The sequence below is a fragment of the Nocardia sp. CNS-044 genome (assembly GCF_059570515.1).
In genome coordinates this window covers 1,137,239-1,154,682 of sequence record NZ_JCANSX010000005.1, presented here as the reverse complement: position 1 = coordinate 1,154,682, position 17,444 = coordinate 1,137,239, and the positions used below count along the sequence as shown (strand labels likewise).

Genomic DNA, 17,444 nt, shown 5'->3' with positions numbered 1-17,444 from the left:
GCCAGACCTAGGTGCGGGGCCGAGCAGCGTTGGCGGCCGGCGGTTGCGACGAGGGTGACGTCAGCCCGTCCCCGGTGAGTTACCCGGGCCGTGCGAAAGCTGTCGTCGCGTCAGGCATATCGGCATCTGCGACGGAACAAAGTGTCCTGGTCCGGCGAGCGGCCTGGCATCGCACTAGGCTGGATCGGATGACTCTGACCAGTGCCCTTGCCGCGTGGCTCGGGGCGCGCAGCGACGACCAGCTGGTGCGGCTGTTGCAGCTGCGGCCCGATCTCGCTGTGCCGCTGCCCTCCTCGATGGCGGTGCTGGCGGCCAGGGCCGAACAGCGCGCGTCGGTGCTGCGCGCCACCGACGATCTGAACACCCTCGACTTCGCCATCGTGGAAACGCTTGCCGTGCACGGCGCCTCGAGGGCGCCGGGCGACGGCACGCCGCTGACCCGAAAAGCGCTGCACGCGCAATTGAAAGGACGCGCGACCAAGGCCGCGATCGAGGAGTCGCTCGACCGTCTGACCGCCCGCGCGCTGGTCTGGCTCGACGGTGACGATCTGCACTCGAGCGCCGCGGCGGCCGAAGCCCTGCCGTGGCCGATCGGCAGCACCACCGAGTTGCCCGACGCGCTCACCGAAGCCGAGGTCGTCACGGCGCTTGCCGCGGTATCCCCCGCCGAACGCGCCCTGCTGGAGAAACTGGCGAGCACCGGTCCGCGCGGTCGCACCAAGGACGCCGCGCCGGGCACCCCCGCCGACCGTCCGGTTCAGCAGCTGCTCGCGCGCAGGCTGTTGCACCGGATCGACGACGAGACCGTGGAACTGCCGATCACGGTCGGCCAGGTGTTGCGCCGCGAGCCGGTCACCCATCCGCACGCGCTCACTCCCCCGAAGCCGGAGCCGGCCAAGTACGCGCCCGCCGACGTCAACGCCGTCGCGGCGGGCGAGGTGGGCGAGCTGCTGCGCCATTGCACCGACATCCTGGAGGCGCTGGGGCAGACGCCCGCACCAGCACTGCGCGCGGGCGGACTCGGCGTACGGGAGTTGCGCCGGGTCGCCAAGCAGACCGGCATCGATGAGACGCGAGCAGGCCTGCTCGTCGAACTGCTGGCGGCCGCGAAGCTCATCGAGAAGGGCCAGCCGGACCCGCCGCCGGATTTCGACTCGGTGGACGACTACTGGGCGCCGACGCCCGCCGCCGACGCCTGGCTGGAAGGGCCCGCCGCGCGGCGCTGGACCGTGCTCGCGATGGTGTGGCTCGATCTGGACCGGATGCCGTGGATGATCGGTATGCGCGACGCCAACGACAAACCGCTGGCCGCACTCTCCCTGGAGCTGCGCACCCCGACCGCGCCACGGGACCGGCGCGCCATTCTGGAACTGCTCGCCGAATTCCCGTCCGGCAGCGCGCTCGACCCCACCGACATCGGCCGCATCCTGGCCTGGCGACAGCCGCGCTGGCGCAGGCACTTCCGGCGCGAGGCGATCGAGAACACCGTGCGCGAGGCGGCCGAGGTCGGTCTGATCGGACGCGGCGCGCTCGGCTCGCCCGGCCGCGCGCTGCTGCACGGCGCGGTGACCAGCGCGGCCGACGCCGAGGCCGCCATGGAGGAGGCGCTGCCCGCCCCGGTCGACCACGTCCTGGTGCAGGCCGACCTGACGGTGATCGCCCCCGGCCCGCTGACGGCCGAGCTGCAACAGCGGGTCGCGCTCGTCGCCGACGTCGAATCAGCGGGCGCGGCAACGGTCTATCGGATCGGCGAGGACTCGGTGCGGCGCGCGCTCGACGCCGGGCTGACGGCCGCCGAGCTGCACACGCTGTTCACCACGCACTCCCGCACACCGATCCCGCAGGCGCTGACCTATCTCATCGATGACGTGGCCCGCAGGCACGGCAGGCTGCGCGCGGGCATGGCGCAGTCGTTCGTGCGCAGCGACGATCCGACGCTGCTCGCGCAGGTGCTGGCGGCGCCGGTCGCGGGCGCGCTCGCGTTGCGTGCGGTGGCGCCGACGGTGGCGATCTCGCAGGCGCCGCTCGGCGAGGTGCTCGAACAGCTGCGTGCGGCCGGATTCGCGCCCGCGGGCGAGGATTCGGCGGGCGCGATCGTGGATCTGCGCACCCGCGGCGCGCGCATCTCGGTGCGGCCGAACGCGCGTCAGGCCTACCGGCCGTCGCCGCCGAGTACCGAACAGCTCGAGCTGCTCGTCGCCGAGCTCAGGGCGGGCGAGCGCGCGGCGAGCGCGCGCTCGGGTCAGTCGGTGCGCACGGACGGCACCAGAACGAGCACGGCCGCCACACTCGCGCTGCTGCAATTGGCGGCACGGGTGCGGCGGCCGGTGAACATCGGCTACGTCGACGCCTCGGGCGTCGCGTCCCAGCGCGTCGTCGAGCCGTTGAAAGTCGGCAACGGGCAACTCGACGCGCTGGACCCGGTGACAGGCGCGGTCCGGCACTTCACGTTGCACCGGATCGCGTCGGTCGCACTGCTCGAGTGATCAGCTGTTGGGCTTGCCTACGCAGAACAGGGTCTTCGGGTCGGAGACGGTGATGAACTCCGTGGCGCTCTCGCACAGCAGTTCGTCGGTCTGGCCGTCGACGCGCTGCAGGACCTTGAAGGTCGCCTCGGTCGAGGTGCAGTCGACCCACTTGTACGGCGAGGTCGCGACGTCGTTGTAGCAGGCGCCCTGCGCGAAGTTCGGCGCCAGGCACAGGAACGCGGTGCCGCCGCTGGCCAGCTCTTCGGTGTAGCTGGTGTACTCCTTCGACGCGCATTCGGTCTTCTGGTCGAAGCTCTGGTGCACCTTGTACACAGCCTTGGGCGAGGAGCACTCGACCGGCTCGCCCTTGGTGGCGGTGGGCGAGTTGTCGGTGATGTTGATGCAGTCACCGACCTTCGTCTTGGCCACGTCGGACTTGGTTGCGTTGTCGATCGTCGAACAGCCGGTCACCGCGACCGCGAGGGCGGCCACCGCCAGGAGGGCGAGCACGACACGTGCCAGCAGCCTCGTTCCTGGGAACTTCACGGGAAAACCTCTCTCACCGAATACGTTCACGGGCGTGAACGCGGTGAGGATACCCGCACGATCGCGGTGACCGCATCAACTCGGTCCGGCGCGCGGCCTGGGCGGGTTCAGAGAATGGTGCCGTACATCCCGAGGATGGCGAATCCCAGCACGCGGGGGAGCAGTTGACCGAGCATTTGCAGACCAAAGTAGTTCACTGACAATGCCTTCCGCAGATCGCCCACTTGGTGGACGTTCGTCCAATACGTCGACTGTGTCGTCGGCGCACGGCGAGTCGTTACGCTTGGCAGGTATGACGCTCGAGGACGTCGCAGGCGACCTGTACGCAGTGGAGCCCTCCGAGTTCGTCGCGGCGCGCGCCGCACGGGTCGCCGAGGCCAAGGAGTCCGGCGACAAGGAGCTCGCGGCCGCCATCGGCAAGCTGCGCAAACCGACCCTCACCGCGTGGACGGTGAACCTGCTCGCCCGCTCGGTACCCGACGAAGTGGATGCCCTGCTTCGGCTCGGCGACGCCCTGCGCACGGCGCAGCGCCAACTGTCCGGCGACCAGCTGCGCACGCTGACCACCCAGCGGCAGCAGGTCGTCAACGCGCTGTCCCGACGGGCGGGGGCGCTGGCCGCCGAGGCGGGCAAGCCGGTGAACGAGGGCGTGCTGCGCGAGGTAGGCCAGACCCTGACCGCGGCCCTCGCCGACCCGGAGGTGGCCGATCAGGTGCGCACCGGCACGCTGGCCACCGCCGCGAGCTACGAGGGATTCGGTCCGGCCGGGCCGGAGCTGGTCGCGATCGACGGCAAGGGCTCCGCGAAGAAGCAGGCGCGCAAAGAACAGAAGGGCAAGGAACCGAAGACCGAGGAACCCGACGCGGAGGCTCGCCAGGAACTGGAAGACGCCCGCGCCGCGCTCGAATCAGCTGACGCCGCCATGGATTCGGCGCAGCGGGAGGCCGACGAGACGGCCGCGCGGCGCACTGAGATCGAGGAGCGGATCACCGCGCTGCGCGCCGAGCTCGAGCACGCCGAACAGGAGAAACAGTTCGCCCGCACCGCAGAACGCGGCGCGCAGGACGAGTTGCGTTCGGCGCAGCGGCAACTCGATCGGGTGCGGCGCTGGGTGGAACGGGCGCGGGCGCGCGTGGAGGGCTGAGCTCAGAGCCGCAGGTCGCCAGGGAAGAGGTACTCGTCGGCGGGCGGTGCGGTCTGGTTCAGCCACGCGTCGAAGAATCCGCGCAGATCCGTCCCGGTCTTCGACTGCACGAACGCGCGGAACTCGGGCATCGAGGCGTTGCCGTAGGCGTGTTGGGCGAGGAATTCCCGCAACGCGCCGAAGAATACGTCGTCGCCGATTTGCTTGCGCAGGGCGTGCAGGAAGAGCGGGCCGCGGTAGTAGACCGAGGTGAACTCGAAACCGGCGCCGGGGTTTTCCAGCGGGATATCCCAGAAGGTCTGTTCGTCGTACCACTTCGCGATGGTCTCGCGGTACTGGGCGTCGACGTCCTTGCCCTCCATCCGCTCCGGCCACAGGTAGTCGGCGGTGTAACTGGCGAAGCACTCGTTGAGACAGATGTCGGACCACTGCCGCACCGATACCGCGTCACCCCACCACTGGTGCGCGATCTCGTGCACCACGGTCTGCAGATCGGTCCACGGCGCGTAGATCGGGCGGGTCTGGGTCTCCAAGGAGAACACGATGTCGGCGTCGACGTAGATGCCGCCCGCCGCGTCGAACGGGTACGGGCCGTAGAGCTGCTCGGTGAAATCGAGGATCTCGGGCAGCCGCGCCTCGAGCTCGCGGTTGTGCTCGGCGTCGGGGGCGAAGGCGCTCAGCAGCGGCATGCCGTTGGCGCGCTGCTGCTCGAGGTAGGAGAAGTGGTCGATCGCGACGGTGGTCAGGTAGCCGAGGACCGGAGAGCGCGATTCCCAACTGACCGTGCGCTTGTCGGCATGCACCGAGTTCCGGGTGCGGTATCCGTTGGACATGACCTCCCACTCCGCGGGCACGGTCGCGTGCAGCGCGAAGGTGGCTTTGTCCAAGGGGGTGTCGTTGAGCGGGTACCAGGTGGTCGCGGAGTGCGGCTCACCGGCGACGAACGCGCCGCCGCTCGGCGCGAAGGTCCAGCCCTCGCCCACGGTGCTTGTCATCTCGCCCGCGTAATCGACGGTCACGGTGAACGGCAAGCCGGGCAGGATCGGCAGCAGCGGGGTGACGGTGAGTTCGTGCTCGCCGTTGCGGTCGAAGGAGGCGGGCTGGTTGTTCACCGAGACCATCCGCACGGGCGGCCCGGCGAAGTCGAGATTGAACGCGCGCAACGCCTGCGTCGCGACGGCGTCGATGCGGGTGCTGCCGTCGAGCAGGCGACTCGGCGGGTCGTAATCGATGGTGACGTCGTAGTGGCGGACGTCGTAGCCGCCGTTGCCGTCCATGGGGTAGTACGGATCGCCGAGCCCTGGCGCACCGACGAACGGGTCGGCGTTCGCCGGTCCCGCCGCCGTCAGCACGACCGCGGCGACCGCGGCACTTACCAAGCCGGACAACCTCATTCGACAACCGCCCCTCTCACCGCACCCCATACCGGTACCGGCGTACCGCGCAGGTGGATGGTAGCCGGTTCAGTCCGCGGTGCCGCTGAGTGCCACCGACGCGCCGAGTCCGACGATCATCGCGCCGCCCGCTCCGCCGACGGCTTCGAGCCTACGCGGCGACTTGGCGAACCAGCTGCGGGCCGAGGCGGCCAGCAACGCCCACGCGCTGTCGGACACCAGCGCGATGGCAAGGAACACCGTCCCGAGAACGACGAACTGCAAAGGCAGCGACCCGGTCGCCGGATCGATGAAATGCGGGAGCACGGCGGAGAAGAACACGATCCCCTTCGGGTTGGTCACGCCGACGAGCACGCTCTGCCGGAAGACGCGGCCGTCGGCGCCGGTGTCCACGCTCGCGCCGAGCGCGTCGCGCAAAGCCTTGCGTTCGCGGATCGCCTGCACGCCCAGGTAGACCAGATACAGCGCGCCCGCGAACTTCACCACGGTGAGCGCGAGCGACGAGGCGGCGAGCAAGGTGCCGAGCCCGATCGCGACGAAGACCAGGCAGATCAGCACGCCCGCGCAGTGGCCGACGGCCGAGATGAGCGCGGCCCGCCTGCCGAGGGCGAGCGCCCGCCCGACGGTGAACAGCACACCGGGGCCGGGGATCACGACGATGAGGGTGGCTGCGGCCATGAACGCCAACAGGTTGGTCATGGGAACCATCACGGCAGTGTATTTCGCCGCGGACGGCACACGGCGTGTCGCGCGAAGGCGGCGCGCTCAGTTGCCGAGATCGTCCGGCAGCTGCTGCGGATCGAGCAGCAGGCGCTTGGCCGAGGTGCGGCGCACCTGCGCGGCGAGCGCGAGATTGTCGGTGAGCAGCCGCCATTCGACCTCGCTGATGGCGGCGCGCGCCTTGGCGATGACCCGGTCGTCCCTGGTCCCCCAGGCGATCGGCATGGCGCTCACCGACTGCCAGCGCTCCCCCACCTGGCGCGGCGCGCGGTCGGTGCGGATCGCCACCGACGGCACCCGCTCGCCCGCGCGCTTCTCGTGCCCTGGCAGATCGCGCACCTTGCGGATCACCAAGGCGTAGCGCGGATCGGTCGCCTCGGGCGTCGACACGTCGACGAGCGCGAGCAGCACGACGCCGGTCGGATAGGTCTCCGAGACGACGGCGGGCACGAGTTCACCGTCGGCGTAGAGGCGATCGATGCTCGACCGGTGCGGCGACCACAGCGCCACCCACAGCGCGGTCACCGTGCCGAGCGCGAAGGCGACCGCCAGCAGATAGGACCACGGGTGGTTCAGCCAGATCAGATAGGCCGTCACGGTGGCGGCGATGACGGCGGCCGCGATCGCGGCGATGCGCAACCGGCGTAGGTCGGCGAACACTTCGTTCACCGCATGGGCGTGCCTGCGGTCCACCGCGAATTCGAAGCGTCGCACGTCTCTTTCCTAGCACACGTTGCGGAGGATTTGCCTCCACTTATCCGATGGCAGGACCCAGCAAGTCGTCGGCATCCGTAATGCGATACGCATACCCCTGCTCGGCCAGAAAACGCTGCCGGTGCGCGGCGTATTCGGCGTCCAGCGTGTCCCGGGCGACCACCGAATAGAAATGCGCCTGACCGCCGTCGTGCTTGGGACGCAACAGCCTGCCCAGCCGCTGCGCCTCCTCCTGGCGCGAACCGAAAGTTCCCGAAACCTGCACCGCCACCGAAGCTTCCGGCAAATCGATGGAGAAATTCGCGACCTTGCTCACCACCAGCACCGGAATCTCACCGCGCCGGAACGCGTCGAAAAGCTCTTCGCGCTCTTTGGTTTTCGTCGAACCCTGGATCACCGGCGCGTTCAAGTGCTCGCCCAATTCGTCGAGCTGTTCCAGGTACGCGCCGATCACCAGGCTCGGCGAATCCTTGTGCTTGGCCAGAATCGATTCCACCACCGCGATTTTGGTGCGCGCGGTCGAGCACAGCTTGTAGCGCTCCTCCGGCTCGGCGGTCGCGTATGACATCCGCTCGGCGTCGGTGAGCGTCACCCGCACCTCGATACAGTCGGCCGGGGCGATCCAGCCCTGCGCCTCGATGTCCTTCCACGGTGCGTCGTAGCGCTTCGGGCCGATCAGCGAGAACACGTCGCCCTCGCGGCCGTCCTCGCGCACCAGGGTGGCGGTGAGGCCGAGCCTGCGCCGGGACTGCAGATCCGCGGTCATCCGGAAGACCGGCGCGGGCAGCAGGTGCACCTCGTCGTAGATGACCAGGCCCCAGTCGCGGCTGTCGAACAGCTCGAGGTGCTTGTACTCACCCTTCGTCCGGCGGGTGATCACCTGGTAGGTCGCGATGGTGATCGGCCGGATCTCCTTGCGCTCGCCGGAGTACTCGCCGATCTCGTCTTCGGTCAGCGAGGTGCGGGCCAGCAGCTCGCGCCGCCACTGCCTGCCCGCGACGGTGTTGGTCACCAGGATCAGCGTGGTCGCCTTGGCCTTGGCCATCGCCGCGGCGCCGACCATCGTCTTGCCCGCGCCGCACGGCAACACCACGACGCCAGAGCCGCCCGCCCAGAACGAGTCCGCCGCCATTTGCTGGTAGTCGCGTAGGTGCCAGTGGCCGCCGGCGTAGTCCAGCTCGATCGGATGGGCCTCGCCGTCGACGTACCCGGCCAGATCCTCGGCTGGCCAGCCGATCTTGAGCAGCATCTGCTTGATCCGCCCACGCTCGGACGGGTGCACCACCACGGTGTCGTCATCGATGCGCGCGCCGAGCATCGGGGCGATCTTCTTGTGCCGGAGCACCTCTTCCAGCACCGCGCGGTCCAGGCTGACCAGGGTGAGGCCGTGCGCGGGATGCTTCACCAGCTGCAACCTGCCGTACCTGGCCATGGTGTCGACCACGTCGACGAGCAGCGGCTGCGGCACCGCGTACCTGGAGTAGCTGACCAGAGCGTCGACCACCTGCTCGGCGTCGTGCCCGGCCGCACGCGCGTTCCACAGCGCGAGCGGCGTCACCCGGTAGGTGTGCACGTGCTCGGGCGCGCGTTCCAGCTCGGCGAACGGCGCGATGGCCTGACGCGCCGTGTCGGCCAACTCGTGGTCGACCTCCAGCAGCAGCGTCTTGTCACTCTGAACGATCAGCGGACCGTCGGTCACAGTCTCTCCTCGTATCGGGGGCAGGTGAACCCGCAGATAGGGTGCTTCTCCGCGTGAGTGCCTGGCAACGGGAAGACAGGGTCTGCTTGGGCGCCGTCTCCGCACAAGTACACCTGCCGAATACGGACGTGCGCTCATTCCATTCATGCACGGTCGTGCGCCTGCTCGGCCCATTCTTCCCGAGGCCACCGACAACCCGCAGGCCGCGGTGGGTGCGCGCGGCGGCTTCGGCTCCTGATCTACCAGCGTCCGGCACGGGCGTTTTGTTCCGTTGCGCCGGTCACGGTGGGGGTCCAGCGGAGTCGAAGTGGACCGAGACGGGGTGGGGCGCGGTCGGCGACGATCGGGGGCATGATCGAGACGGCGGCGATTGTCGGGGTGGCGGCGGCCGCGCTCGGCATGGTGCTCACACCCGGGCCCAACATGATGTATCTGGTTTCTCGGACGGTATCCCAAGGGCGGCGGGCCGGGCTGGTGTCGCTGGCCGGGGTGGCGGCCGGTTTCGGCGTGTATCTCGCCGCGGCGACGGCCGGTATCACCGCGGTGTTCGCGGTGGTGCCCGGGTTGTATCTCGCGGTGAAGCTGGCCGGGGCGGCGTATCTGTTGTGGCTGGCCTGGCAGGCGCTGCGACCTGGCGGCGTCTCGGTGTTCGCGCCCTCGGAGCTGCCCGCCGATCCGGCCCGGCGGCTGTTCACCATGGGCCTAATCACCAACCTGCTCAATCCGAAGATCGCGATCATGTACCTCGCGCTGATCCCGCAGTTCGTCGCGCCCGACCGGGGTCTGGTCTGGCTCCAGAGCTTGTCCCTCGGCTCGATCCAGATCGCCGTCGCGCTCACCGTGAACGGACTGATCGTGCTCGCCGCGAGCTCCATCTCCGGCTTCCTGACCGGTCGGCCACTGTGGTTGCGCGCGCAGCGGTATGTGATGGGCACGATGCTCGGTTCGGTCGCGGTGCTGCTCGCGACCGACCGCGCCCGCCCGGCACCGGCCTGAGGCGCGGCTCGTCCTACCCCGGCGCGTCCCATCCCGGCGCGGGACCAGGCTCGTCGCGGTCCCCGGTTCCGCTCGGCGCGGGCCTTACTCGAGTCGGCTCGGCGGGCACACCGCTACGTCCGCTCCGTCCCGACGGCATCGACGGGCCTGATCTCAGGCCGGTTTTCGGGCCTCGATCAGTACGCGCGCCGAGTAGGCGACGAACGGTCCTTCGGTTTCGATCTCCCGATGCAGCTCGAGCAGCCGGTCCCGATACTCGGCAGCGAAGGGCAACGGTGGTTCGTCCGAGTCGGCGACCACCACGACGCCCATCGGGTGCGGCAGGCCGGTGGCCTTGGCGACGTTGGGCGGCCACGATTCGGCGGACGAATCGCCACGCGTTTGCGACCGCTCGCCGATCGGCAATCGGGTGTCGCGGAACTCACAGCGCAACCGACGTGCAAACCTGCTGAGCGAAGAAGGGGTGAAAGGAGCGGTTCCATGGTCGCCGGGTTGGACGTCATGGCCACGCAGCTGGATTCCGCCGTGAACGCCGCCCAGCGCATGGGCGAGTTGCTCGGGGTGGTCTCGTTCGCGGCCTCGGGCGCGCTGCTCGCCGTCCGCAAGAACATGGATGTCTTCGGCATGGCGGTGCTGGCCTGTAGCACCGCGCTCGGCGGCGGCGTCATCCGCGACCTGCTCATCGGGCGCACGCCGCCCGCCGCCTTCACCGACCTGACCTACCTGTGCGCGTCCCTGCTGACGGCGCTGGTGATCTTCTTCAAGCACCCGTCGCACCGGCTCACCGGCCCGCTCGAGGTCTTCGACGCCGTCGGGCTCGGCCTGTTCTGCGTGACCGGTACCGCGGTCGCCTATGCCCAGGGCGTCGGCGCGCCGACGGCCGCGCTGCTCGGCATGGTCACCGCGATCGGCGGCGGTGTCATCCGCGACGTGCTCGGCGGCGAGGTGCCGCGGGTGCTGCGCCCGGACCAAGAGCTGTACGCGGTGCCCGCGCTGCTCGGCGCGGCCGCCACCGCGACGCTGCTGCACTTCGACGCCTACTGGGCGTGGACCGGTCTGCTCGCCGCCTTCCTCGCCATCGCCTTCCGCCTGCTGGCTCGCCGCTACGGCTGGCACGCGCCGCAGGCCCGGCGCAACACCGGCCGCCTCGATCGCTCTCCCGACTGACAACGACGCGCAGCCGAAAGGCCATGGCGACCCGGGCCGAACCGACGCGCGCCCGCGCCCAACGAACCCAGCGCCCCACGGCCGATGAACTCAGCGCCTCGCGCCCAACCAACCCAGCGCCCCACGCCCAACCAACCCAGCGCCCCACGCCCAACCAACCCAGCGCCCCACGCCCAACGACCCCAGCGCCGCTGGACCGAAAGAGACATGGCGACCTCCTGCGCCCACCCGTAATCTCGGAAACGTGACGGCCACCGAGCTGCGGCAGGACCTTCCCCCGGCGCGCGATCGCCGCCGAATGACTTGGCTCGCCGTCGAATTCACCGCGCTCTACTTCGGGCTGGTCGGCGGCTACGCCGCGCTGGGCAGTCCGGGCAGCCCCATTCCGTTCCTGATCGTGCTCGCCGTCGGCGCGCATTTCTGGCTGCGCGAACAGCGGGTGCCCACCTACGGGCTCCGCGATCACTTACGCTCGCTGCGCGCCGTGCTGCCGTCGATGCTCGCCCTGTGGGTCGCCGCCGCCGTCGCCATCGGTGTCGCGCTCGCCGTGCTCAGCCCGGACCGGCTTTTCGAGCTGCCGCGCACCGAACCGCTGCTGTGGGCGATGGTCATGGTGTTCTATCCGCTGTTCTCGGTGTATCCGCAGGAACTGATCTTCCGGAAGTTCCTGTTCCAGCGGTACGCGCCCGCCTTCGGCACCGGGTGGGCGTTGGTCGCGGCGAACGCCGCCGCATTCGGCTTCGCGCACATCATCTTCGGCAACTGGATCGCTGTGGCGCTGACCTTGGTCGGCGGCGTGCTCTTCGGCTACCGGTACCGGCGGACCGGCTCGCTGCTGGTGGTGTCGGTCGAGCACGCGCTGTACGGCTGCCTCGCCTTCACCATCGGCCTCGGCGGTTTCCTCTACCACGGCGCGAGCTGATTCGACCGAGTTCAGCTCAGGCGGTAGGTGAGCCGACGATCCAGATGTTCCGCTCGCCCGCCGCCTCGGCCATCAGCTCGTGCACCGGCTCGACGGCACCCGAGACACGGTCTCGATCCTCACATCGAAACCTGACACCTTCGGTCAGCGTTTGCCGGTCATCGTGACGGCCGCGCGCAGACGCCGCACGCCCTCGTCGAGGGTTTCGTCGCGCTTGCAGAAGGTGAAACGCACCAGGTGATTCCACGCGGGCTTGTCGTCGGCGAAGACGCTGACGGGCACCGCGGCGACGCCGATCAGTTCCGGGATCTCCCGGCAGAACTCGAGTCCGTCGGCGCGGCCGGTCGGCCTGAGGTCGGCGCAGACGAAATAGCCTCCGCCACTGACCTTCACGTCGAAACCCGCGTCGGCGAGGGCGGCGGAGAGGCGAAGGCGCTTGTCGGAGAGAACATCTCGCAACCAGGCGACCCATTCGAGCTCGTTGGTCAGCGCGTGCGCGACAGCGGGCTGGAACGGTCCGCCGCCGACGAAGGTGAGGAACTGCTTGGCGGCGAGCACGCCGTCGATGAGGTAGGCGGGGCCGCACGCCCAGCCGATCTTCCAGCCGGTGACGCTGAAAGTCTTTGCGGCGCTGGACACCACGACGGTCCGCTCGGCCATGCCGGGCAGCGTCGCCAGGCTGATGTGCTCGTTGTCGTCGTAGACGAGGTGCTCGTAGACCTCGTCGGTGAGCACGATCAGGTCGTGCTCGCAGGCCAGTTCGGCGATCGCGGTCAGATCGGCGCGGTCGAGGACGGTGCCGGTCGGGTTGTGCGGCGAGTTGACCACCAGCATCCGCGTCCGCGAGGTGATCGCGGCGCGCAGGCTGTCCAGATCCAACACGAAACGATCGCCGTCGGCCACCAGCCGAGCCGTGCGCCGCTGCGCGCCCGCCAGCGCGATCGCCGCCGCGTAGGAGTCGTAGTACGGCTCGATCAGCACCACCTCCTCACCCGGCTCGACCAGCCCGAGCATGGCGGCGCTGACCGCCTCGGTCGCGCCGACGGTGACGAGCACCTCGGTGTCCGGGTCGTATTCGGTGCCGTAGCGGCGGGCCCGGTCGGCCGCGATGGCGCGGCGCAGCACCGGCATGCCGCGCCCGGGCGGGTACTGGTTGACGCCGTCGGCGATGGCCTGCCTGGCCACCTCCAACATGCCCGCGGGCCCGTCTGTGTCGGGAAAGCCCTGACCGAGGTTCACCGCCTCGTGCCGTACGGCGAGCTCGGTCATCTCGGCGAAGATCGTGGCGGCGAAGGGGCGGAGGCGAGCGACGGTCGCGGGGCGTGCGGGCATACCCCGGAGAGTAGCGGAGCGATCGCCATTGTTGCCATTAGATAGCGAAAGGCTATGTTTCACTTTCTTTTTGATGCTCCTACCTGCGCTGTTGTGCGTTCTCCCATGGGCAGCTAGCCTCGCCGTGTTCTATCTCACAAGCCGCCGCCCCGCGGCGGTGTCTCGAAAGGGGCGCTCATGGCCTCGTATCTCGACCTCGTACTGCATCCGGCCGCGTCGGAGGTCGCCGGAACCGTACTCGGTCTGATTCGCGAAGTGGCGCACGATCTGATCGCCGGCACCGGTGATTGGTTCACCGGATCGTCGACCGGCGACTGGTTCACCGGATCCACCACCGGCAACGGCGGCACCGGATCCTCGACGGGCGACTGGTTCACCGGTTCGACGACCCCCTGACCCGTCCGATCCGCCGGGTCGGGCGATGAGGGTCCGGCCCGGCGGTTCAGGCCAGCCGCACGCCGGTCAGCTTGGCGGGGTTGGCGTGATCGTAAGTGCCCCAGACCAATTCGTCGCGCACCGTGAAACCGACGACCCGCGCCGGATGCCAATCCTGTTCCTCGGTCTCCGAGTCCAGATTCATCACGAGCCCCAATTGCCCGTTCACCGTGGCGAATTCGTAGCGAGTCGCGGCCTGATCGGTGTCGCCGATGCCGTACTTGCGAACCAGACCCAGCATGAAGCGGGCGATCTTCTCCGCGCCGCCGACGATGTTCACCGCCGTGGAGGTGGTGCCGTTGGCGTCGCCGATGAGCACCGAATCCGGGTGCAGCGCACGAGCGACCGCGGCGACGTCGCCGGTCGCCAGCGCCGCGAGCAAGCGACGAACGGCCGCCTCGTGCTCGTCGTCCGATACCGGGGCGGGCACGCCATCGACCGCCTTGCGCGCCCGAACGGCCAACTGCCGCGCGGCATCCGCGGAGACGCCGAGAACTTCGGCGATCTCGTCGAACGGCACCGCCAACCCGTCGTGCAGCACGAACGCCACCCGCTGCGGCGGAGTGAGGGTATCCAGCACGACCATCGCGGCCATGCGGTATTCCTGCCTGCGCACCACCGATTCCAGCGGATCCGGCGTACTCGACGGCGTGACGCCCGTGACGATCGGCTCCGGCAACCATTGCCCCACATAGGTTTCCCGGCGCGACGCCGCACTGCGCAAGTGGTCCAAGCAGATTCGGCTCACCACGGTGGTCAACCAAGCCCGCAGATCGTCGATCTCGGACTGGTGGGTCCCCGCCAACCGCAGAAAACTCTCCTGCACCGCGTCCTCGGCGTCGCCGACGCTGCCCGTCAGCCGGTAGGCGACGGAAAGCAAATGAGCCCGATGCGATTCGAACAAGTCGGCGAGAAGAGCGGCAACCATCGGGCCGATTCTACGGTCCGCTTGGTCGGGCGATCACCGCGGTATCCATCCGGTCATCCGATAACCGGATGCCCCCGTCGACCCGTCCGTGTCACGATGGCTCGATGGAGATCCGCACGCTCTCGGACGGCGCGGTCTGGCTTTCCCCGCCCACCGCGGCCGATACCGATGTCATCATCGCCCGCTGCCAGCACCCGTCCATCGGCGAGTGGACGACGATCCCGGTGCCGTACGGCCCGGCGGACGCCGAGAAATTCTTCGCCGACTTCGTCGTACCGGGCTGGGCCGCGCGCAGCCCGACCTGGGCGCTGCGCCTCGCGGCGGACGGACCCGTCATCGGCATGATCGGCCTCGAGCAAAAAGACCCGACCGCGTGCGAGATCGGTTTCTGGCTCGGCCCCGAGCACCGCGGCCGTGGCCACATGTCGCGCGCGGTGGCGATGGTCTGCGCATTCGGCTTCGCCGCCGACGGCATGGGACTGGCCCGGATCAGCTGGCGCGCGTTCGTCGGCAACTACGCGTCGGCGGCCACAGTGCGCCGCAACGGGTTTCGCTACGAGGGTCTGGCGCGGCTCGGGGGGTGGCAGCGCGGCGTCCGGCGCGACGAGTGGCTGGCGGCGCGCCTGCACAGCGATCCGCCGGGCCAGGTCGCCGATTGGCCCGCGGAGTTCCCGGCGCTCCGCGACACTGTCCCCCATGGGTGATGACGGGAATCGCTGGTTCGTGAACGCCCCGGCGCTCGGACCCGCAGACGACAACGCGCGAGCCGAGGGTAAAAGGACGGTCGGCCGTGGGTGACGCACGCTTCCACTGGTTCGCCGACACGATGACGCTCGGGCGCGCGGATCGGGTCCTGGAGATCGGCCCCGGCGCGAGCCCGTCGCTGTCGCTGCTGGCCGACCGAGTGCCCGAGGGGCGCGTCATCGGCGTCGAGCGCTCCGCGACGGCGATCACTCGCGCGGCGGAACGGTTGCGCGCCGCCGGGCTCGATCCATCGGTCCACGGCGCACCGCCCGGCGAGAGCACCCGCGCCCGAAGTTCGCGCACAGGCGGCACCGAGCCGCGCGAAGGCGAAGCGTCGCATGGTGATCCGGGCCGCGTCGGTCTGGTGCACGCCGAGCTGACTGGACTGCGACCGGAACAGGTGCTCGACGATTTCGGGATCGACGCCTTCGACAAGATCCTCGCGGTCAACGTCAACCTGTTCTGGACCAAACGGCCCACCGCCGAACTCGCACTGATCCGGCGCCTGCTCGCGCAGGGCGGCGTGCTCTACCTCTGCTACGGATACGGCGATCCGGATGGTGCGGCGGCATCGCCGAAGCCGCCGCCGGGGCGGCTCGGTGAACACTTGGCCCAGGCCGGGTTCACCGAGCGCACCGTCGCCTCCGGCGATCTGCTCTGCGTGATCGGCGAGCTGGATTAGTGGCGCGTCCGGAATGCTCGGCGCGGTAACCGACCGAAGGCCACCTATATCCGGCATCGGCTCGACACCCCCCTTTCCCACGCCTCACAGGCTCGCTGGCGCTGTGAGGCGTCGAAAGGATGGTCAGCCCGCGCGGCGCTGAGCGACGGCGTCGGCGAGGCGGTCCAGCTGGGCCGCGGTGGTGGACCAGTCGATGCAGGCGTCGGTGATGGACTGGCCGTAGGTGAGGTCCGCGGCGCGGCCGAGGGTGAGATCCTGACGACCCGCGACCAGGAAGCTCTCCAGCATCACGCCGACGACGCTGCGCTCGCCACCGGCGATGCGCTCCGCGATGTCGGTGACCACGTCGACCTGCTTGTTGTGGTCCTTGTTGCTGTTGCCGTGGCTGGCGTCCACCACGATGCGCTGCGGCAGGCTCGCCTTCTCCAGGCGCAGGCAGGCCTCGGCGACGGAGGCCGCGTCGAAGTTCGGGCCGGTGCTGCCGCCGCGCAGGATCACGTGGCAGTCGGGGTTGCCGGTGGTGCGGATCAGCGCGGAACGGCCGTCGAGATCGGTGCCGGGGAAGACGTGGCTGGCCGCCGCGGCGCGCACGCCGTCCACGGCCACCTGCACGTCGCCGTCCGTGCCGTTCTTGATGCCGACCGGCATGGACAGCGCGCTGCTCAGCTGACGGTGCACCTGGCTGGCCGCGGTGCGCGCGCCGATCGCGCCGTAGGAGACCAGGTCCGCGATGTACTGCGGGGTGATCGGGTCGAGGAACTCACAGGCCACCGGCAGACCGAGGGCGGTGATGTCGACGAGCACCTTGCGACCGATGCCGAGGCCGGTGTTGACGTCGAACGAGCCGTCCAGGTGCGGGTCGTTGATCAGGCCCTTCCAGCCGAGGCTGGTGCGCGGCTTCTCGAAGTAGACGCGCATCACCACGTGCAGCCGGTCGCTCAGCTCGGCGGCCTTCTCGGCCAGCCGCCGCGCGTAGTCCAGCGCCGCCGCGGGATCGTGCACGGAACACGGGCCGACGATCACCATCAGGCGGTCGTCGGCGCCGTCGAGCACGTCCACCGTGGCCTTGCGGCCCGCGCGGACGGTGTCGGCCAGCGCATCGCTGATCGGGTGCACCATGCGCACCTCGGCCGGCGAGCGTAACGGGCTCACGGACAGGGTGCGCTGGTCGTCGAGATCGGAATGCCGCGCGTCGACGTCGGCTGCGGTTGTCATCTGTGTGGGTTCCTTTTCGTCAAGGCCGACCCACGGACATGAATACCGTCGAGCCGGTCCATCATCCGGCTCGGGGTGGAAGAAGTCAGCGCATGTGGTTGCCGCAGACCGACCCACCCAGGGCCGGCTTGCTAAACCAGAAATACGCGCGCTGCACGTCGGTCACTGTACCAGGCGTTGGCAGCCGGGTGACGCAGGGGCCAATTTCCATGATCGAGACGGCGTCGGTCGTCACATCGATACTCGTCGGCTACCGGCCCCGAGGCCAGGAACGTGATCAGCTCCACTGATCCGGCTGCTACCCGCCCGCGACGACGTTCATCCGGTTGTCGACGTCG

Annotated in this window: 18 protein-coding genes; 8 read left to right on the top strand and 10 right to left on the bottom strand. The window is 69.5% G+C overall.

Annotation, left to right across the window (positions count from 1 at the left end; genetic code table 11):
• Positions 1-188: 188 nt before the first annotated feature.
• Positions 189-2,486, top strand: coding sequence for a helicase-associated domain-containing protein (locus T333_RS06315; RefSeq protein ID WP_355000265.1), 2,298 nt, complete (start codon positions 189-191; stop codon positions 2,484-2,486).
• Here T333_RS06315 and T333_RS06310 read toward each other — a convergent pair whose 3' ends face one another.
• Positions 2,487-3,014: an LppU/SCO3897 family protein gene (locus tag T333_RS06310; RefSeq protein ID WP_355000266.1), complete on the bottom strand. Its 528-nt coding sequence runs from the start codon at positions 3,012-3,014 to the stop codon at positions 2,487-2,489.
• A 292-nt stretch (positions 3,015-3,306) separates the two neighbouring features.
• Here T333_RS06310 and T333_RS06305 point away from each other — a divergent pair, with 292 nt between their 5' ends.
• Positions 3,307-4,158 (top strand): hypothetical protein, encoded by an 852-nt coding sequence (locus T333_RS06305; RefSeq protein ID WP_496423888.1) that lies wholly within the window; start codon positions 3,307-3,309, stop codon positions 4,156-4,158.
• Positions 4,159-4,160: 2 nt separating this feature from the next.
• Here T333_RS06305 and T333_RS06300 read toward each other — a convergent pair whose 3' ends face one another.
• The 4 genes from T333_RS06300 to T333_RS06285 form a co-directional block, all read right to left on the bottom strand.
• Positions 4,161-5,552: a M1 family metallopeptidase gene (locus tag T333_RS06300; RefSeq protein WP_496423887.1), complete on the bottom strand. Its 1,392-nt coding sequence runs from the start codon at positions 5,550-5,552 to the stop codon at positions 4,161-4,163.
• Between the two features lie 69 nt (positions 5,553-5,621).
• Complete coding sequence (locus T333_RS06295) at positions 5,622-6,260, bottom strand: LysE family translocator (protein WP_496423886.1); 639 nt, start codon at positions 6,258-6,260, stop codon at positions 5,622-5,624.
• 57 nt (positions 6,261-6,317) lie between these two features.
• Entirely contained in the window at positions 6,318-6,986 is a 669-nt protein-coding gene (locus tag T333_RS06290; RefSeq protein WP_355000270.1) for a DUF3239 domain-containing protein, read from the bottom strand.
• A gap of 40 nt (positions 6,987-7,026) precedes the next feature.
• Complete coding sequence (locus tag T333_RS06285) at positions 7,027-8,685, bottom strand: DNA repair helicase XPB (RefSeq protein WP_355000271.1); 1,659 nt, start codon at positions 8,683-8,685, stop codon at positions 7,027-7,029.
• A gap of 351 nt (positions 8,686-9,036) precedes the next feature.
• Here T333_RS06285 and T333_RS06280 point away from each other — a divergent pair, with 351 nt between their 5' ends.
• Entirely contained in the window at positions 9,037-9,681 is a 645-nt protein-coding gene (locus tag T333_RS06280) for a LysE family translocator (RefSeq protein WP_496423885.1), read from the top strand.
• 153 nt (positions 9,682-9,834) lie between these two features.
• Here T333_RS06280 and T333_RS06275 read toward each other — a convergent pair whose 3' ends face one another.
• Positions 9,835-10,113: a hypothetical protein gene (locus T333_RS06275; protein WP_496423884.1), complete on the bottom strand. Its 279-nt coding sequence runs from the start codon at positions 10,111-10,113 to the stop codon at positions 9,835-9,837.
• A 48-nt stretch (positions 10,114-10,161) separates the two neighbouring features.
• On the opposite strand from T333_RS06275, the gene T333_RS06270 reads away from it, so the two are divergent.
• Positions 10,162-10,848 carry a trimeric intracellular cation channel family protein gene (locus tag T333_RS06270; RefSeq protein ID WP_355000273.1) on the top strand — a complete coding sequence of 229 codons (687 nt, stop codon included), beginning with the start codon at positions 10,162-10,164 and terminating at the stop codon, positions 10,846-10,848.
• Positions 10,849-11,092: 244 nt separating this feature from the next.
• Complete coding sequence (locus tag T333_RS06265; protein ID WP_496423883.1) at positions 11,093-11,770, top strand: CPBP family glutamic-type intramembrane protease; 678 nt, start codon at positions 11,093-11,095, stop codon at positions 11,768-11,770.
• A gap of 144 nt (positions 11,771-11,914) precedes the next feature.
• On the opposite strand, the gene T333_RS06260 is transcribed toward T333_RS06265, so the two are convergent.
• Complete coding sequence (locus T333_RS06260; RefSeq protein WP_496423882.1) at positions 11,915-13,102, bottom strand: pyridoxal phosphate-dependent aminotransferase; 1,188 nt, start codon at positions 13,100-13,102, stop codon at positions 11,915-11,917.
• A 177-nt stretch (positions 13,103-13,279) separates the two neighbouring features.
• Here T333_RS06260 and T333_RS06255 point away from each other — a divergent pair, with 177 nt between their 5' ends.
• Entirely contained in the window at positions 13,280-13,498 is a 219-nt protein-coding gene (locus T333_RS06255; protein WP_355000277.1) for a hypothetical protein, read from the top strand.
• Between the two features lie 46 nt (positions 13,499-13,544).
• Here T333_RS06255 and T333_RS06250 read toward each other — a convergent pair whose 3' ends face one another.
• Positions 13,545-14,465 (bottom strand): sigma-70 family RNA polymerase sigma factor, encoded by a 921-nt coding sequence (locus T333_RS06250; protein WP_496423881.1) that lies wholly within the window; start codon positions 14,463-14,465, stop codon positions 13,545-13,547.
• A 104-nt stretch (positions 14,466-14,569) separates the two neighbouring features.
• Here T333_RS06250 and T333_RS06245 point away from each other — a divergent pair, with 104 nt between their 5' ends.
• Together T333_RS06245 and T333_RS06240 are read left to right on the top strand one after the other, a co-directional pair.
• On the top strand, positions 14,570-15,169 hold the full coding sequence (locus tag T333_RS06245) for a GNAT family N-acetyltransferase (RefSeq protein ID WP_496423880.1): 600 nt from the start codon (positions 14,570-14,572) through the stop codon (positions 15,167-15,169).
• A gap of 86 nt (positions 15,170-15,255) precedes the next feature.
• Positions 15,256-15,891, top strand: coding sequence for a class I SAM-dependent methyltransferase (locus tag T333_RS06240; protein ID WP_355000279.1), 636 nt, complete (start codon positions 15,256-15,258; stop codon positions 15,889-15,891).
• A 123-nt stretch (positions 15,892-16,014) separates the two neighbouring features.
• On the opposite strand, the gene T333_RS06235 is transcribed toward T333_RS06240, so the two are convergent.
• Together T333_RS06235 and T333_RS06230 are read right to left on the bottom strand one after the other, a co-directional pair.
• Positions 16,015-17,106, bottom strand: coding sequence for a 3-deoxy-7-phosphoheptulonate synthase (locus T333_RS06235; RefSeq protein ID WP_355000280.1), 1,092 nt, complete (start codon positions 17,104-17,106; stop codon positions 16,015-16,017).
• Between the two features lie 85 nt (positions 17,107-17,191).
• Positions 17,192-17,341: a hypothetical protein gene (locus tag T333_RS06230; protein WP_355000281.1), complete on the bottom strand. Its 150-nt coding sequence runs from the start codon at positions 17,339-17,341 to the stop codon at positions 17,192-17,194.
• Positions 17,342-17,444 lie beyond the last annotated feature (103 nt).

Bases quoted from the DNA above. Each gene is read 5' to 3' on its own strand.
- T333_RS06235 (WP_355000280.1), bottom strand. From the start codon at position 17,106: ATGACAACCGCAGCCGACGTCGACGCGCGGCATTCCGATCTCGACGAC.
- T333_RS06295 (WP_496423886.1), bottom strand. From the start codon at position 6,260: ATGGTTCCCATGACCAACCTGTTGGCGTTCATGGCCGCAGCCACCCTC.
- T333_RS06255 (WP_355000277.1), top strand. From the start codon at position 13,280: ATGGCCTCGTATCTCGACCTCGTACTGCATCCGGCCGCGTCGGAGGTC.
- T333_RS06300 (WP_496423887.1), bottom strand. From the start codon at position 5,552: ATGAGGTTGTCCGGCTTGGTAAGTGCCGCGGTCGCCGCGGTCGTGCTG.
- T333_RS06260 (WP_496423882.1), bottom strand. From the start codon at position 13,102: ATGCCCGCACGCCCCGCGACCGTCGCTCGCCTCCGCCCCTTCGCCGCC.
- T333_RS06315 (WP_355000265.1), top strand. From the start codon at position 189: ATGACTCTGACCAGTGCCCTTGCCGCGTGGCTCGGGGCGCGCAGCGAC.
- T333_RS06280 (WP_496423885.1), top strand. From the start codon at position 9,037: ATGATCGAGACGGCGGCGATTGTCGGGGTGGCGGCGGCCGCGCTCGGC.
- T333_RS06250 (WP_496423881.1), bottom strand. From the start codon at position 14,465: ATGGTTGCCGCTCTTCTCGCCGACTTGTTCGAATCGCATCGGGCTCAT.
- T333_RS06270 (WP_355000273.1), top strand. From the start codon at position 10,162: ATGGTCGCCGGGTTGGACGTCATGGCCACGCAGCTGGATTCCGCCGTG.
- T333_RS06305 (WP_496423888.1), top strand. From the start codon at position 3,307: ATGACGCTCGAGGACGTCGCAGGCGACCTGTACGCAGTGGAGCCCTCC.
- T333_RS06245 (WP_496423880.1), top strand. From the start codon at position 14,570: ATGGAGATCCGCACGCTCTCGGACGGCGCGGTCTGGCTTTCCCCGCCC.